We start from the raw sequence: 15232 nt of genomic DNA, 5'->3' as shown, positions 1-15232 counted from the left end.
TAGACCTACACGAAAGCAAGTTCTCAAGAAGCGCACGCAAACAAAACGCATAGGGGCGTCAGCAAACCAAACCCAATTCAAGTTTGCAGAAACCGCGAAAAGTCCAACCCGCAAACCCGAAGCTCTATCCCTTAGATAGAGCCTTAAGCGCGAGCTTGATCCCCTCGGAAACGCCCGTCCCAGCGGGCACATTCTTGACCGCAGCGACCGCTTCCTTCTCTGAATACCCCAGCGCCAACAGTGCATTCAGAATATCGCTCGCGTGATCCGGCGCGGAAACCGTCCCGGCGGCAACGCCCAGGTCCGCCCCGAGCTTGCCCTTCAACTCAAGCAGCAACCGCTCGGCGGTCTTCTTGCCGATCCCCGGCGTGCGCGTCAACCGCGCAGCATCCTGCAAAGTGACGGCCTGCGCGAGTTCCTGCACGCTCATCCCCGACAGCACCGCAAGCGCCATCCGCGCGCCGATCCCGCTGATCTTGAGCAATTCGCGAAACGTCGTGCGCTCCTGCTGCGTGCCGAAGCCATACAGCAGATGCGCATCTTCACGCACGATCAATTGCGTCAGCAGCACGACCTTCTCGCCGTTCTGCGGCAAGTTGTAGAACGTGCTCATCGGTACGGAAATTTCATAGCCGACGCCGCCGCAATCGACGAGCAAATGAGGCGGATTTTTTTCCAGCAGAACGCCGGCGATACGACCGATCATGGTGTGTGCTTTTTATAAAGTTAATCGAGGACCGATTCAGCCGATCAGCCGCCCGCGCCGCACGCGCAAGCCCTTTTTGGCGAGCGACGGCGCAATGCCGCCGAGCATGGCGAGCGCGCCGCCGCCGTGCGCGTGGCAGATCGCCATGCCGAGGGCGTCGGCGGCGTCGGTGCTCGGCACGCCCGACAGCGCGAGCAATCGCACCACCATCTGCTGCATTTGCTCCTTGGTCGCGCGCCCGTAGCCGACCACCGCCTGTTTCAACTGCAGCGCCGTGTATTCCGCGACCGGCACGCCGTTCGCGACGAGTCCGCAAATGGCCGCGCCGCGCGCCTGACCTAGTAGCAGCGTCGATTGCGGATTCACGTTGACGAACACTTTTTCGATCGCCGACTGGTCGGGATTGTGCTGTTTGACCAGCGTCGAAATGCCTTCGAAGATGGTGTTGAGGCGTGACGGAAGATCCGCATCGGCGGTTTTGATGACGCCGCTCGTGACATACGTCAGCGTGTGTCCGGTCTTCTCGATCACGCCGAAACCGGTCACGCGCAGGCCGGGGTCGATGCCTAGGATTCTCATTGGATTCGGTTCGTAACGGACGCTCGGGGGATTCGGCCGCGCGTCATTACGCGACCATGGCGCGCGCTAACGGCGCTGACCAACGGCGCGGCCTTTGCATCTTACTTCGGATCGGCGGGGAAACGCGTGTTGCGCGAAAGCGCGGAGGAGGAGAGTGCTGCCGGTGCGCGTTCGGGGTTTTCACGCCGAACGCGCACCGAGATTGAATCTTAGTGCCGGAAATGGCGCGTGCCGGTGAGGACCATCGCGACGTTGTGCTCGTCGGCGGCGGCGACCACTTCGTCGTCGCGCATCGAGCCGCCCGGCTGGATCACGCAGGTCGCGCCCGCGTTCACGACGACATCGAGGCCGTCGCGGAACGGGAAGAACGCGTCCGATGCCACCGCCGATCCGGCAAGCGTCAAGCCCGCGTTCTGCGCCTTGATGCTCGCGATGCGCGCGGAATCGACGCGGCTCATCTGGCCCGCGCCCACGCCGAGCGTCATGCCGCCCGCGCAGAACACGATGGCGTTCGACTTCACGAATTTGGCGACGCGCCACGCGAACAGGAGATCCTCCATTTCCTTCGGCGTCGGATGACGTTTCGTCACGACGCGCAATTCGTCCGGCTGAACGTTCTTCGAATCGAGCGATTGCACGAGCAGGCCGCCGCCGACGCGCTTGATATCGAACGCGTTATGACCGTCGCCGAGCGCGATTTGCAAGAGGCGCACGTTCTGCTTCGCGGCGAAAACCTGCTTCGCGGCGTCGCTGAACGAAGGGGCGATCAGCACTTCGACGAATTGCTTCGCCACCGCCTGCGCCGCCGCTTCGTCCACTTCGCCGTTGAACGCGATGATGCCGCCGAACGCCGAGGTCGGATCGGTCTGGAACGCCTTCGAGTACGCTTCGAGCGCGTTCGCGCCGATCGCGACGCCGCACGGATTCGCGTGCTTGATGATGACGCAGGCCGGCACGTCGAAGGTCTTCACGCATTCCCACGCCGCGTCGGAATCGGCGATGTTGTTGTACGACAGCTCCTTCCCTTGCAACTGCGTGTAGTTCGCGAGCGCGCCGGCGGGCGAGCTCAGATCGCGATAAAACGCGGCGCTCTGGTGCGGATTTTCGCCGTAGCGCAGGTCCTGAACCTTCGTGAACGCGAGGTTGAAGGTGGACGGATACGTATTGCGACTCGCGTGCTTGAGTTCGTCGGTGAGGCTCGTCAGGTAGTTCGTGATCGCGCCGTCGTATTGCGCGGTGTGCGCGAACACTTTGGTCGCGAGGCGGAAGTTGGTCGGATAGCCGACCGCGTTGCCGTTCGCGCGCATTTCATCCAGCACGGTCGCGTAATCGGCGGGATCGACGATCACGGTCACGTCGCGATGATTCTTCGCCGCCGAACGCAGCATCGTCGGGCCGCCGATATCGATATTCTCGATCGCGTCTTCCAGCGAGCATTCTTCCTTCGCGACGGTTTCGACGAACGGGTAGAGATTCACGACCAGGAGATCGATGGTCGGAATGTCGTGTTCGGCGAGCGCGCTCATGTGCGCCGGCAGATCGCGGCGCGCGAGAATGCCGCCGTGAACCTTCGGATGCAGCGTTTTCACGCGGCCATCGAGCATTTCCGGGAAGCCGGTGTAATCGGCGACTTCGGTGACGGCGAGGCCCGCGTCGGCGAGCAGTTTCGCCGTGCCGCCGGTCGAGAGAATCTTGACGCCGAGTTCAGACAGCGATTTCGCGAAGTCGACGATGCCCGACTTGTCGGAAACGGAGATGAGCGCTTGCTTGATCATGGTGAAGACGAAGGAGCCGAAGTAAGAATGCGGTTGACCGTCGCGACGGTCCGGAGAATCAAATCAATCCGTGCTGTTGCAGCTTCTTGCGCAGCGTGTTGCGGTTGATGCCGAGGTATTCGGCGGCCAGCGACTGATTGCCGCCCGCCCGTTCGAGCACCACTTCGAGCATCGGCTTTTCGACACACGAAATAACCATGTCGTACACGTCGTGCGGATTGGATCCGTCCAGGTCCTGGAAATAGCTGTCCAAGCTCTGGCGGACACATTGTTCAATGTTATGTCTGCTCATGCGGCTAGTCGGTCTGTGTTGTTTTGCCCGTCGCAGGATTCTTCGGCCGTGCTGTCCGACTCCCCGGTTTCGTCTACATAGACGAGACGGTCGGACAGCGCCTTTTGTGCGTCGAAAAATTCGTTGACGGCGAGCAGTTGCTCTCGTGTGGTATCCAGCGTGTTCATCCGATGTCTGAACGTATTGGCGCCAGAAAGGCCGCGAGTGTACCAGCCGATGTGCTTGCGCGCAGTACGCACGCCGGTGAATTCGCCATAAAAATCATAGTGATCTTCGAGGTGGTGATTCATCACCTGCTGGATTTCGTCGATTCGCGGCGCTTCCATCCGCTCGCCCGTCAGAAGGAAGTGCTCGATCTCGCGAAACAGCCACGGACGGCCCTGCGCGGCCCGGCCGATCATGATCGCGTCCGCGCCCGTGACGGCCAGCACATGACGCGCTTTCTCGGGCGTGGCGATGTCGCCGTTCGCCACCACGGGAATGCGCACGGCGGCCTTCACCGCCGCGATGGTTTCGTATTCCGCGTCGCCTTTGTACAAGTCGGCGCGCGTGCGGCCATGCACGGTCAGCATGGAAATGCCCGCTTCCTCGGCGATCCGCGCAATGTTCAGCGCATTCTTGTTCTCGCGATCCCAGCCCGTGCGGATCTTGAGCGTGACCGGCACCGCGTCCGGTCCGACGCCGACCGCCTGCACCACGGCTTCGACGATGCGCTGCACCAGCGCTTCGTTCTGCAGCAGCGCGGAACCCGCCGCGACATTGCAGACCTTTTTCGCCGGACAACCCATGTTGATATCGATGATCTGCGCGCCGTTCGCGACGTTGTGTCGGGCAGCTTCGGCGAGCATCTGCGGATCCGCGCCCGCGATCTGCACGGAAATCGGCTCGACCTCGCCTGCGTGGTTCGCGCGGCGCAGGGTCTTCTCGCTTTTCCAGAGTTGCGCGTTCGACGCCACCATTTCGGAGACGGCGTAACCCGCGCCCATCCGTTTGCACAACTGGCGGAACGGACGGTCGGTCACGCCTGCCATCGGAGCGACGAACAGGTTGTTGCGCAGAACATGAGGCCCGATGACGGGCGTGGCGATGGACATGGAAAGAAGGGCGGCAACCCGCGCGGCAGATTCGGCGCGGCTCGCGAAAACGCTGGAGGAAAACGCGTATTTTACCGCGAAGCGCGTGCTGAAATTAAGTGCAATCTGATGCCAAGTCTTTAAATCTTCTATGAAACCCGGCGCGGTCATAGAGGATAAGTCGGCATCTTTCGCCACTTATCCCGCTGCGAGCGCGACGGGGAAAGCTGTTTAGCGACGCTGACCAAACATCATCTGGCGCGCGAGCGCCGTCTTCACCGGCGGCACGAATTCGAGCGCGGTCAGCGCCAGCCCGCGCAACGCGGCGAGCGGCGGAAAATCGACCGTGAACGCGCGCGCGAGCGTATCGGTCGCGGTGATCGTCAGACGCCGGTCGAGCGCGCGCCGCTCGGCGAAACGGGCGAGCGCGAGCGGGTTGGCGCCGTACTGCGAGAGCGCGTCGACCAGCGCGTGCGCGTCGCGCAGGCCAAGGTTCAGCCCTTGCCCCGCCACCGGATGCAGCGTCTGCGCGGCATTGCCAATAGCGACCGTCCGCCCGTCGACCAGCGCATGCAGCGCGTTCAGGCCGAGCGGAAAGGCGGCGCGTCCGCGGATCGCGGTGAAGCGGCCCATGCGTTCGCCGAACGCCGCGCCGAGTTCGGCGAGGAAGGCGGCGTCGTCGAGTTGATTGCGTCGCGTGGCTTCCTCGGGCGTGCAGCACCACACCAGCGAAAGATCGGCATGACGCGGACCGCCGCACGGCAAAAGTGCGATCGGTCCTTCGCGCGTGAAGCGCTCCCACGCAACGTTCGGCTGCGGCGCGCTCGCGCTCACCGTGCCGATCAGCGCGGTCTGGCCGTAATCGCGCGTGTTCTTGGCGGGATCGGTCTCCGTGTACAGGCCGCCTTCCGCGTTCACGAGCAGACGCACGCGGATCGTGCGCTCGCCGGCGGCCGAGCGCAGTGGCAGTGTCACGCCGTCGCCATCTTTGAGCGGCGCGAGCGCGGTCGTGCCGGTGAGCCATTCGATCCGCCGCGCCCGCACCGCGTCCGCGAGCGCGCTGACCAGCGAACCGTAGCGCACCACGTAACCGAGCGCGGGCAAGTTGTGCTCGTCGTGATCGATCAGCGTCCGGCCAAAGCGGCCGCGTTGCGAAACGTGAATGCGCTTGATCGGCGTGGCGTCGGCGGGAAAGGCGAGCGATTCCAGCAGCACGCGGCTGCCGTGCGACAACGCGAGCGAGCGCGGATCGGCGGACGCGGCTTCCGGCGTGCGCGCGTCGATCAGCGCGACCGACAGCCGCTGCGTCACGCTCCGGCTCGCGAGCCAGCCCGCGAGCGCGAGCCCGACCGGCCCCGCGCCGACGATGGCGATATCGAAATCGAAATGGGATGGGGCTGCGATGGCTTCGGTCGTCATAGTCGGTTCGTGTCGCGCATCAGCGCTTCGATTTCGTCGGCGTCGACGGGCACGTCGCGCGTCATCAGCTCGCAGCCGGTCGCGGTGACGATGGCGTCGTCCTCGATCCGGATGCCGATATTCCAGTAGCGCTCCGGCACGTCGTCGGCGGCGCGGATGTACAGTCCCGGCTCGATGGTGAGCGTCATGCCGGCGACGAGCGTGCGCCACGGACGCGCGCCTTGATCGTCGAGCGCGCCCGCGTGGTCGCGATAATCGCCTGCGTCGTGGACATCCATGCCGAGCCAGTGGCCCGTCCGGTGCATGTAGAAACGCTGATACGCGCGTTCGGCGATCACATCGTCGACGCTCGCGAATTGGGTCCGGTCGAGGATGCCGGTGTCGAGGAGGCCTTGCGACAGCACGCGCACGGCGGCCTGATGCGGCGCGTCGAAACTCACGCCGGCGCAGGTCGCGTCGACGGCTGCGTATTGCGCGGCGAGCACGATGTCGTAAATCTCGCGCTGCGCCGCCGTGAACCGGCCGCTCGCCGGATACGTGCGCGTGATGTCGGACGCGTAGCCGTCCAGTTCGCACGCCGCGTCGATCAGGATCAGGTCGCCTTCCTGCGCGATCGCGTTGCCCGCCGGATAGTGCAGCACGCAGGCGTTCGCGCCCGCCGCCACGATCGATCCATACGCGGGCGCCTGCGCGCCGCGCCGGCGGAGGGTGTAGAGCAATTCCGCTTCGATTTCGTATTCGCGCATGCCGGGCCGCGTTGCGCGCATCGCGCGGCGGTGCGCTTCGGCGGAAATCGATCCCGCGCGCCGCATGACGGCGAGTTCGTGTTCGTCCTTCACGAGCCGCATTTCGTCGAGGAGCGGCGTGATGTCGTGCATCGACGCGGGCGCTGCAATGCCGCTGCGGCTTTGCGCGCGCACCGCGTCGATCCAGCCGCGCACTTTTTCGTCGAGTTCGGCGCTACTGGCGAGCGCGTAATGCAGCGCGGGCGAATCCGCGATCATGCGCGGCAGTTCGGTATCGATCACGTCGATTGCGAACGCGGCGTCGAAGTCGAACGCGGCGCGCGCGCCTTCCGGGCCGAAGCGGAAACCTTCCCACGTTTCGCGTTCGACGTTTTTCTCGCGGCAAAAGAGCGTCGATGCCGGCTCGCCATGCGCGATATCGGCGCTGGCGTCGAGCACGAGCGTGGCTTCGGGTTCGGTGAAACCGGTGAGGTAATAGAAGTAGCTGTCGTGGCGGAACGGATAGTCGGCGTCGCGATTGCGGGCGACTTCACGCGCGGTCTGCACGATGGCGACGCCGCCGCCCGTCGCGCGCAACGCCGCGAGGACACGTTCGCGGCGGGCACGGAAGGGGCAAGCGTCGACGGAATGGGCGAGTTCGTTGGAGGCGTTCATGAAGCGATTGTAGCGCCCGCCTACGAATCGCGATGCCTTGTCGAATGCCGCGGCGAATGCCTCGGCAGACGCGCCGCGCCGCGTTATTCCGGCGCGCTTTCCTGCGGTGCCGGACGATTGCGCACGCTGCCCGCGATCAGGTCGAAGCGGAACAGGCGGCATTCGAGCGCGCCGTTAAAGAGCGGCGTTTTCGTCGATTCGCGCAGCCGCATCATGCCGGGCAGTTTGCGGTCGGAGGTCAGCACGTAGGCGCTCCAGCCGGGAAAGCGCTGCTTGAGCGCATTGCCGAACGAGATGAAGAATTCCTGATCGGCCGGATCGGGCTGGGCGCGCAGGAACGCTTCTTCGTCCTCGTCGCGGCCGCGCGTGCGGCTCGTTTCGCGAATTTCGCCGCGCGGACCACGCCCGCGCACTTCGATCCGCTCGCCATACGGCGGATTCGCGACCAGGATGCCGGGCGCGTCGGTGGGCGGGACCATGTTGCGGGCATCGACCTGTTTAAGCGCTTGGGGCGGCAGCCCGGCGCGCGACATGTTGGCGCGCGCTTTATCGAGCATGTCGCCGGAGATGTCGCTGCCGAAAATCTGCAAGTCGGCGCGCGATGCCGCGGCGGCGCGTTTTGCATCGACGGCCGCGACTTTCAGCTTTTGCCACGCGTTGACGTCGTATTGCTTCAGCTTTTCGAAGCCGAACCGGCGCTCGACGCCCGGCGCGACGTTCAGCGCGACCTGCGCCGCTTCGGCTAAAAACGTGCCGCTGCCGCACATCGGATCGTAAAGCGGCGTGCCGGGCGTCCAGCCGGTCAGGCGCAGAATGCCCGCCGCGAGATTTTCGCGCAGCGGGGCCGCGCCTTTATCGAGACGCCAGCCGCGCTTGAAGAGCGGATCGCCGGAGGTATCGAGATAGAGCGTGCATTCGTTGATGGTCAGGAACGCGAAGACGCGCACGTCGGGTTGCGCGGTATCGATGCTCGGCCGCGAGCCGCTCAGTTCGCGCAGACGGTCGCAGACCGCGTCCTTCACGCGTAGGGTCGCGAATTCGAGGCTGCGCAGCGGCGATTTGATCGCGGTGATATCGACGCGCATCGTCTGGTTCGACGTGAACCACTGTTCCCATTGCTGCTGGTAGGCGAGTTCGTAGATGTCGGTTTCATTGCGATACGCGCCTTGCGCGATCTTCAGCAGCACGCGGCTCGCGATACGCGAATGCAGGTTCGCCGCCATGCCGGCCGCCCAGCCGCCGCGAAAATGCACACCGCCGGGGACTTGCGCGCCCGGTTTGAACGCGGCGCCGTTGAGATGGCGCTGCCCGATTTCGGCGAGTTCAGCCGCAAGCGGCGCCTCGAGACCGCGCGGGCAGGGGACAAACCAGTCGAAGAGGGAAGGGGCCATGGGTGGGTGCGGGGAGAGGTTCTGTGAAGGCGACATTGTACGCGGGGGGCGGGTGTGGCGATTCTCGCGATGCGCCCGCGACGGGATTCCGGTTACGCAAAATGCCAGCGGCCCGCTTCCGGCGGGCCGCTGGCACTGGTCAAATCATGGCGGTTTCACTCCACCGCCTTCACCATATCCTCCACCACCTTCTTCGCGTCCCCGAAAACCATCATCGTCTTATCCATATAAAACAGCTCGTTATCCAGCCCGGCATAACCCGCCGCCATCGAGCGTTTATTCACGATAATCGTCCGCGCCTTATAAGCTTCCAGAATCGGCATCCCCGCGATCACCGATTTCGGATCGGTTTTCGCCGCCGGATTCACCACGTCGTTCGCGCCCAGCACCAGCACCACGTCGGTCTGTCCGAACTCGCCGTTGATATCCTCCATCTCGTGGACGAGTTCATACGGCACCTCCGCTTCGGCCAGCAGCACGTTCATGTGCCCCGGCATCCGCCCGGCCACCGGGTGGATCGCGTAACGCACGTCGATGCCCTTTTCCACCAGCTTGTCGGTGAGTTCCTTCAGCGCGTGCTGCGCGCGGGCGACCGCCAGCCCGTATCCCGGCACGATCACAACGGTTTCCGCGTTGCCGAGCATGAACGCGGCGTCGTCGGCGGAACCGGACTTCACCGGACGCTGCTCCGTCGCGCCGCCCGCCGCCGCCGATCCGCCTTCGTTGCCGAAGCCGCCGAGCAGCACGTTGAAGAACGACCGGTTCATCGCGCGGCACATGATGTACGACAGGATCGCGCCCGACGAACCGACCAGCGACCCGGCGATGATCAGCATCGGATTGTTCAGCGAGAAGCCGATGCCCGCCGCCGCCCAGCCCGAGTACGAGTTGAGCATCGACACGACCACCGGCATGTCCGCGCCGCCGATCGGGATGATGATCAGCACGCCGAGCGCGAACGCGATCAGCGTCATCGCGACGAACGGCAGCCACGACTGCGTCAGCATGAAGATCACGCCGAAGCCGACCATCGCGATGGCGAGCAGCAGGTTGATCATGTGCTGGCCCGGATACACGACCGGCGCGCCCTTGAACAGGCGGAACTTGTACTTGCCCGAGAGCTTGCCGAACGCGATCACGGAACCGGAGAACGTGATCGCCCCGACGAACGTGCCGATGAACAACTCGACGCGGTTGCCGTACGGAATCGGTTCGCCGAGCGCGGCGAGGCCGAACGCGGACGGCTCGGCGACCACCGCATACGCGATGCAGACCGCCGCCAGACCGATCAGCGAGTGCATCGCGGCGACGAGTTCCGGCATCTTGGTCATCTCGACCTTCGCCGCGACATACGCGCCGATCCCGCCGCCGATAATCAGCGCGGCGAACAAAAGCCCGAGCCCAAGGCCGAGATTCGAGCCGAGATACGACGCCTGCTTCACGATCAGCGCGATGGTCGTGAGGATGGCGATCGCCATGCCGGTCATGCCGAACGTGTTGCCGATGCGCGCGGTTTTAGGATTGGACAAGCCTTTCAGTGCCTGAATGAAGCACACCGAGGCGACGAGGTACAGCAGCGTGACGACATTGAGGCTCATCGCGTTGCCTCCTTGTCCACGGCAATTTTCTTCGGCTCTTTCTTCTTGAACATTTCGAGCATGCGCCGCGTGACGAGAAAGCCGCCGAACACGTTCACCGCCGCGAGCGCGACTGCGACCGTGCCGAAGAACTTGCCCGCGCCGCCGACCGTCAGGCCCGCTGCAAGCATCGCGCCGACGATGACGATCGCCGAAATCGCGTTGGTCACGGCCATCAGCGGCGTGTGCAGCGCGGGCGTGACGTTCCAGACGACGTGATAGCCCACGTAGATCGCGAGCACGAAAATGATCAGGTTAATGACCGTGTGATTGACGAGTTCCATGATGTCTCCTCAGGCGGCCCGCGTGACCTGACCGTCGCGGCACAGAAGCGTGGCCGCGACGATGTCGTCCGCGAGATCGATATTGAGCGTGCCTTCGTTCGTGACGATCAGCTTCACGAAGTCGAGCAGGTTGCGTGCATAGAGCGCGGACGCGTCGGCAGCGACCATCGAGGCGAGATTCGTGTAGCCGACCAGATGCACGCCGTGTTTGGTCACGACCTGATCGGTCTCGGTCAGCGGGCAATTGCCGCCGCGCCGGCCTTCGAATTCCGCGCCGCGTCCGGCGGCCAGATCGACGATCACCGAGCCGGGCTTCATCTGCTGCACGGTTTCGACCGAAATCAGCGTGGGCGCGGGACGGCCGGGAATCAGCGCGGTCGCGATCACGATATCGGCGAGTTTCGCGCGCTCGTGAACCTGCGCCGATTGCCGCGCGAGCCAGCTCGGCGGCATCGGCCGGGCGTAACCGCCCACGCCCACCGCCGCTTCGCGTTCCTCGTCCGTCTCGAACGGCACATCGACGAACTTGCCGCCGAGCGATTCGATCTGCTCTTTCACGGCGGGCCGCACGTCCGACGCCTCGATCACCGCGCCGAGCCGCTTGGCCGTGGCGATCGCCTGCAGCCCCGCGACGCCCGCGCCGAGAATCAGCACGCGCGCGGCTTTCACGGTGCCGGCGGCGGTCATCAGCATCGGCATGAAGCGCTGATACAGGTTCGCGGCGACCAGCACGGCCTTGTAGCCGGCGATGTTCGCCTGCGACGACAACACGTCGAGGCTCTGCGCGCGCGTCGTGCGCGGTGCGGCTTCGAGTGCGAACGCGGTGACGCCCGCGGCGGCGAGCCGCGCGGTGTTCTCCGTATTGAAGGGATCGAGCATTCCCGCGATCACCGCGCCGCGCTTGATCTGCGCGAGTTCGGTGTCGTTCGGTGAATGCACCTTGAGAATCAGATCGGCGGCGAACGCAGTGCCCGCATCGACGAGTTCCGCGCCGGAAGCGGCGAAGGCGTCGTCTATATAGCTTGCGGGACCGCCCGCGCCGCGCTGCACCGTAACCCGGTGACCTTGCGACACGAGCTTCTTGACCGTTTCCGGTGTGGCGGCGACGCGCGCCTCGTTCGCCCGCGTCTCGGCGGGCACTCCGATGTGCATTTCCATCCTCCTGACGTTTTTAATTCTTTGCCAAAAGTCGGAGGAATACGCACCGACTTCCGAGATATATCAGATGCAAGAAACCGCGTTTCGCCACTGTAACCGAAGAAGGTGCGCAATTTGCTGCGATCCCACCCGTACTCAGTGAAACTACGGAGTCACGCGTGGAAACCCGCAAAACGGTAAAATAACGATCCATGAAACCAGACCATTGGGCACCGCACGTCACGGTGGCGGCCATCGTCGAGCGCGAAGGGCGCTTTCTCGTGATAGAAGAACACACGTCGGCCGGGTTGCGCATCAACCAGCCAGCGGGGCATCTGGAGGCGGGCGAGACGCTCGTCGAGGCGGTGATCCGCGAGACGCTGGAAGAAACGGCGCACCGTTTCGAGCCAGAGGCGCTGGTCGGCACGTACATGACGCATTTCGAACGGCCGGGCCGCGACGTCACGTATTTGCGCTTCACGTTTTGCGGCGTGGCGGGCGAGGCGCTGGACCGGCCGCTCGATCACGGCATCGTCCGCGCCATGTGGCTCACCGCCGACGAACTGCGCGCCTGCGCGCACCGGCATCGTACGGCGCTCGTCCAGCAATGCGTGGACGATTATCTCGCCGGGCGGCGCGTGCCACTCGATTTCATTCATACACATTCCGTCGCGCCCGCGCGAGCCTAGATCTTCGTCAGGGCGCGCCGCGACTTAAGCAAACGGTAGCAACATGAGCAAGCAAAAAGTCGTGGTGGGCATGTCGGGCGGCGTGGATTCGTCGGTGACGGCGTGGCTGCTCAAGGAGCAGGGCTACGACGTGGTCGGCCTTTTCATGAAGAACTGGGAAGACGACGACGACGGCGAATACTGCTCGACGCGGCAGGACTGGATCGACGTGGTGTCGGTGGCGGATCTGATCGGCATCGACGTGGAAGCGGTCAACTTCGCCTCGGAATACAAGGACCGCGTGTTCGCGGAGTTCCTGCGCGAGTATTCGGCCGGCCGCACGCCGAATCCGGACGTGCTCTGCAACGCGGAAATCAAGTTCAAGGCGTTCCTCGACCACGCCATGTCGCTCGGCGCCCAAACCATTGCCACAGGCCATTACGCGCGCGTGCGCGAGCAGGACGGCCTGTTCCAGTTGCTCAAAGCGACCGATCACACGAAGGATCAATCGTATTTTCTGCATCGGCTCAATCAGCAGCAGTTGTCGAAGACGCTTTTTCCGCTCGGTGAAATGCCGAAGACGAAAGTGCGCGAGATCGCCGCGCAGATCGGTTTGCCGAACGCGAAGAAAAAGGATTCGACGGGAATCTGTTTTATCGGCGAGCGGCCGTTCCGCGAATTCCTGAACCGTTACCTGCCGACCCAGCCCGGTCCGATGAAGACGCCGGACGGGAAGATCGTCGGCGAGCATATCGGGCTTGCGTTCTATACGTTCGGCCAGAGGAAGGGCATCGGGCTGGGCGGCGCGAAGGAAGGCAGCGGCGAGCCGTGGTTCGTCGCGGGAAAGGATATGGCGAGCAATACGCTCTTCGTCGTGCAGGGACACGACCATCCGTGGCTTTTGGCGCCCGTGCTGGAAGCGGGGAATACGAGCTGGGTGGCGGGCGCGACGCCTTCGGAAGGCGCGCTGTGCGGGGCGAAGACGCGGTATCGACAGGCGGATGCGGCGTGTGCATTCGCCGCTTCGGCCACGCAGGAAGGGCATTTCGAACTGCGCTTCGACGAAGCGCAATGGGCGGTGACGCCGGGCCAGTCGGCGGTGCTGTACCAGGGCGATGTGTGTCTCGGTGGCGGAATTATCGAGCGCGCTTTCACGGCGCGGGAGCCGGAGTCCGAGTCGCAATCGCGCGCCGTGGCGTGATCGGCGTCGGGCGTGTTGTGCAAAAACGGGCTTCGGCCCGTTTTTTTTCGATATCCGCGGCGCGCCGGGTTCTTTCCGGACGGCGAATTCCTATTTTGATACAACGATTTAGACGAATCCGCAGACAAACCTTGACTGTCTACCTATGAGTAGGTAAATATCGGGACGGAGCTTCGTTAAGTTAAGTTAAGTTGTGGCTAGAAATTTACTGCGGGTCATCGCTCATGGATAAAAACACAGTACGCGACCAACTGCTGGAACACGCTCAGGCACTCCTCATGACGCGCGGCTATAACGGCTTCAGCTATCGCGATCTGGCGACGCTCGTGGGCGTCAAGACGTCGAGCATCCACTACTACTTTCCCGCCAAGGACGATCTCGTGCTGGAAGCGGTCAACACGTACAGCGCGGAAATGCTGTCGTCGGTGTACGCAATCGATAGCTCCGCCACCGCCGATAAAAAGCTCGACCGTTATGCGCGGCAGCTTGGCCGGATTGCGGATAGCGGCGAGCGGATCTGCCTGTGCGGCATGCTTTCAGCCGATCTCGATTCGCTGTCCGAACCGGTCCGCCAGGCGGTCCAGGCCTATTTCCGGGCGAATGAGTCGTGGCTCGCGAAGGTTCTGGCCGAGGGCGAGGCGCAGCAAACGCTGATCGCCAACGGGCAGCCCGATAGCGCGGCCCGCGCGCTGTTCGCCGCGTTGCAAGGCGCGTTGTTATCGGTACGGCTGTTTGGCGCGCGTACCCGATTCGATGAAATCACGCTGGGAGTGAAACGGACGCAGTGAACCGTATCAGCCGTCTCTGAACACCAGTTTGACAAAGGCAAGCAAAGGTGAAATTCGAATTTTTCACCCGTCTCAAAATCTACCTCTAGGTAGATAGATTTTGTCCGATTTTCGCGGAATTTCTAGATCGGGATGCACTGAATTTGGGCGACAGCCGGAGGCCGCATGATTTCAGTGCCTCTCAAGGCCAAAAACGCCGATGATTTGAGTGTGATCCCGGAAGCCAATTATCTATCTACGAGTAGATTAACTGGGGAGCTGTCTCAAGCCGGCATCGTATCGATAAACGATTGCCGCTGCGACAAACGCTGGAAATGCTTCGCGAGATTCGGATGCGCATCACGCCAGTCGAGTTCCGGCATGCGGAAATCGAGATAGCCAAGCGTGCAACCGCACGCAATATCCGCGAGCGTGAAGTGATTCGCCGAGCACCACGGCTTGGCCGCAAGCCCTTTCGCCATCGCCTTCAAACCGTCGTCGATCTTCAGTTGCTGGCGCGCGACCCACGCGGCATTGCGCTGCGGCTCTTCGCGCAATACGGTTTCCAGGCGCATCAGCACGGCGGCGTCGAGCATGCCGTCCGCGAGCGCTTCCCAGCAACGCACTTCCGTGCGCTCGCGCCGTTCCTGCGGCAACAGTTTGCCGACCGGCGTCAGCGTATCGACGAATTCGCAGATCACGCGCGAATCGAACACCGCTTCGCCGTCGTCGAGCACGAGGCATGGCACCTTGCCGAGCGGGTTGAAGGCGTGGATTTTCGAATCGGGCGCCCAGACGTTTTCGAGCACCAGTTCGCAGTCGATCTTCTTTTCCGCCATCACGATCCGCGTTTTGCGGACAAACGGGCTGCTGAGCGAACCGATCAGTTTCATCATCTTGGTT

Annotated in this window: 15 protein-coding genes; 3 read left to right on the top strand and 12 right to left on the bottom strand. The window is 63.5% G+C overall.

Going from position 1 to position 15232, the window contains the following annotated elements:
• Nucleotides 1–124: 124 nt before the first annotated feature.
• The 11 genes from ruvA to AC3D25_RS13390 form a co-directional block, all read right to left on the bottom strand.
• Nucleotides 125–706 carry a Holliday junction branch migration protein RuvA gene (gene ruvA / locus AC3D25_RS13440; protein ID WP_488888868.1) on the bottom strand — a complete coding sequence of 194 codons (582 nt, stop codon included), beginning with the start codon at nt 704–706 and terminating at the stop codon, nt 125–127.
• A 36-nt stretch (nt 707–742) separates the two neighbouring features.
• Nucleotides 743–1285, bottom strand: a complete 543-nt coding sequence (gene ruvC, locus AC3D25_RS13435; RefSeq protein ID WP_488888867.1) for a crossover junction endodeoxyribonuclease RuvC — start codon at nt 1283–1285, stop codon at nt 743–745.
• A 209-nt stretch (nt 1286–1494) separates the two neighbouring features.
• Nucleotides 1495–3060 (bottom strand): bifunctional phosphoribosylaminoimidazolecarboxamide formyltransferase/IMP cyclohydrolase, encoded by a 1566-nt coding sequence (gene purH, locus AC3D25_RS13430; RefSeq protein ID WP_488888866.1) that lies wholly within the window; start codon nt 3058–3060, stop codon nt 1495–1497.
• 58 nt (nt 3061–3118) lie between these two features.
• Nucleotides 3119–3352: a Fis family transcriptional regulator gene (locus AC3D25_RS13425; protein ID WP_488888865.1), complete on the bottom strand. Its 234-nt coding sequence runs from the start codon at nt 3350–3352 to the stop codon at nt 3119–3121.
• The gene (dusB, locus tag AC3D25_RS13420) at nt 3349–4446 is read right to left on the bottom strand and encodes a tRNA dihydrouridine synthase DusB (RefSeq protein WP_488888864.1); all 1098 of its coding nucleotides are present in this window, start codon (nt 4444–4446) and stop codon (nt 3349–3351) included. The genes AC3D25_RS13425 and dusB overlap by 4 nt, the downstream gene beginning before the upstream one ends.
• Before the next feature lie 210 nt (nt 4447–4656).
• On the bottom strand, nt 4657–5844 hold the full coding sequence (locus AC3D25_RS13415; RefSeq protein ID WP_488888863.1) for a UbiH/UbiF/VisC/COQ6 family ubiquinone biosynthesis hydroxylase: 1188 nt from the start codon (nt 5842–5844) through the stop codon (nt 4657–4659).
• Nucleotides 5841–7244: an aminopeptidase P N-terminal domain-containing protein gene (locus AC3D25_RS13410; protein WP_488888862.1), complete on the bottom strand. Its 1404-nt coding sequence runs from the start codon at nt 7242–7244 to the stop codon at nt 5841–5843. The genes AC3D25_RS13415 and AC3D25_RS13410 overlap by 4 nt, the downstream gene beginning before the upstream one ends.
• A gap of 83 nt (nt 7245–7327) precedes the next feature.
• On the bottom strand, nt 7328–8635 hold the full coding sequence (locus AC3D25_RS13405; protein WP_488888861.1) for a THUMP domain-containing class I SAM-dependent RNA methyltransferase: 1308 nt from the start codon (nt 8633–8635) through the stop codon (nt 7328–7330).
• A 155-nt stretch (nt 8636–8790) separates the two neighbouring features.
• Nucleotides 8791–10233, bottom strand: coding sequence for an NAD(P)(+) transhydrogenase (Re/Si-specific) subunit beta (locus tag AC3D25_RS13400; protein WP_488888860.1), 1443 nt, complete (start codon nt 10231–10233; stop codon nt 8791–8793).
• Entirely contained in the window at nt 10230–10556 is a 327-nt protein-coding gene (locus AC3D25_RS13395) for an NAD(P) transhydrogenase subunit alpha part 2 (RefSeq protein WP_488888859.1), read from the bottom strand. Before AC3D25_RS13395 ends, AC3D25_RS13400 begins: the two co-directional genes overlap by 4 nt.
• A 9-nt stretch (nt 10557–10565) precedes the next feature.
• A complete protein-coding gene (locus tag AC3D25_RS13390; RefSeq protein ID WP_488888858.1) occupies nt 10566–11708 on the bottom strand; it encodes a Re/Si-specific NAD(P)(+) transhydrogenase subunit alpha in 1143 nt (380 codons plus the stop codon).
• Between the two features lie 197 nt (nt 11709–11905).
• On the opposite strand from AC3D25_RS13390, the gene AC3D25_RS13385 reads away from it, so the two are divergent.
• The 3 genes from AC3D25_RS13385 (at nt 11906) to AC3D25_RS13375 (ending at nt 14350) form a co-directional block, all read left to right on the top strand.
• A complete protein-coding gene (locus AC3D25_RS13385; RefSeq protein ID WP_488888857.1) occupies nt 11906–12382 on the top strand; it encodes an NUDIX hydrolase in 477 nt (158 codons plus the stop codon).
• Nucleotides 12383–12425: 43 nt separating this feature from the next.
• Nucleotides 12426–13562, top strand: coding sequence for a tRNA 2-thiouridine(34) synthase MnmA (mnmA, locus tag AC3D25_RS13380; RefSeq protein ID WP_488888856.1), 1137 nt, complete (start codon nt 12426–12428; stop codon nt 13560–13562).
• Nucleotides 13563–13786: 224 nt separating this feature from the next.
• Complete coding sequence (locus AC3D25_RS13375) at nt 13787–14350, top strand: TetR/AcrR family transcriptional regulator (protein ID WP_488888855.1); 564 nt, start codon at nt 13787–13789, stop codon at nt 14348–14350.
• Nucleotides 14351–14613: 263 nt separating this feature from the next.
• On the opposite strand, the gene AC3D25_RS13370 is transcribed toward AC3D25_RS13375, so the two are convergent.
• On the bottom strand, nt 14614–15225 hold the full coding sequence (locus AC3D25_RS13370) for a glutathione S-transferase family protein (RefSeq protein WP_488888854.1): 612 nt from the start codon (nt 15223–15225) through the stop codon (nt 14614–14616).
• Nucleotides 15226–15232: the final 7 nt, after the last annotated feature.

The organism is Caballeronia sp. SL1002 (assembly GCF_057814995.1).
This window is presented reverse-complemented; position numbering and strand designations above follow the sequence as displayed.

Bases quoted from the DNA above. Each gene is read 5' to 3' on its own strand.
- ruvA (WP_488888868.1), bottom strand. From the start codon at position 706: ATGATCGGTCGTATCGCCGGCGTTCTGCTGGAAAAAAATCCGCCTCAT.
- ruvC (WP_488888867.1), bottom strand. From the start codon at position 1,285: ATGAGAATCCTAGGCATCGACCCCGGCCTGCGCGTGACCGGTTTCGGC.
- purH (WP_488888866.1), bottom strand. From the start codon at position 3,060: ATGATCAAGCAAGCGCTCATCTCCGTTTCCGACAAGTCGGGCATCGTC.
- AC3D25_RS13425 (WP_488888865.1), bottom strand. From the start codon at position 3,352: ATGAGCAGACATAACATTGAACAATGTGTCCGCCAGAGCTTGGACAGC.
- dusB (WP_488888864.1), bottom strand. From the start codon at position 4,446: ATGTCCATCGCCACGCCCGTCATCGGGCCTCATGTTCTGCGCAACAAC.
- AC3D25_RS13415 (WP_488888863.1), bottom strand. From the start codon at position 5,844: ATGACGACCGAAGCCATCGCAGCCCCATCCCATTTCGATTTCGATATC.
- AC3D25_RS13410 (WP_488888862.1), bottom strand. From the start codon at position 7,244: ATGAACGCCTCCAACGAACTCGCCCATTCCGTCGACGCTTGCCCCTTC.
- AC3D25_RS13405 (WP_488888861.1), bottom strand. From the start codon at position 8,635: ATGGCCCCTTCCCTCTTCGACTGGTTTGTCCCCTGCCCGCGCGGTCTC.
- AC3D25_RS13400 (WP_488888860.1), bottom strand. From the start codon at position 10,233: ATGAGCCTCAATGTCGTCACGCTGCTGTACCTCGTCGCCTCGGTGTGC.
- AC3D25_RS13395 (WP_488888859.1), bottom strand. From the start codon at position 10,556: ATGGAACTCGTCAATCACACGGTCATTAACCTGATCATTTTCGTGCTC.
- AC3D25_RS13390 (WP_488888858.1), bottom strand. From the start codon at position 11,708: ATGCACATCGGAGTGCCCGCCGAGACGCGGGCGAACGAGGCGCGCGTC.
- AC3D25_RS13385 (WP_488888857.1), top strand. From the start codon at position 11,906: ATGAAACCAGACCATTGGGCACCGCACGTCACGGTGGCGGCCATCGTC.
- mnmA (WP_488888856.1), top strand. From the start codon at position 12,426: ATGAGCAAGCAAAAAGTCGTGGTGGGCATGTCGGGCGGCGTGGATTCG.
- AC3D25_RS13375 (WP_488888855.1), top strand. From the start codon at position 13,787: ATGGATAAAAACACAGTACGCGACCAACTGCTGGAACACGCTCAGGCA.
- AC3D25_RS13370 (WP_488888854.1), bottom strand. From the start codon at position 15,225: ATGATGAAACTGATCGGTTCGCTCAGCAGCCCGTTTGTCCGCAAAACG.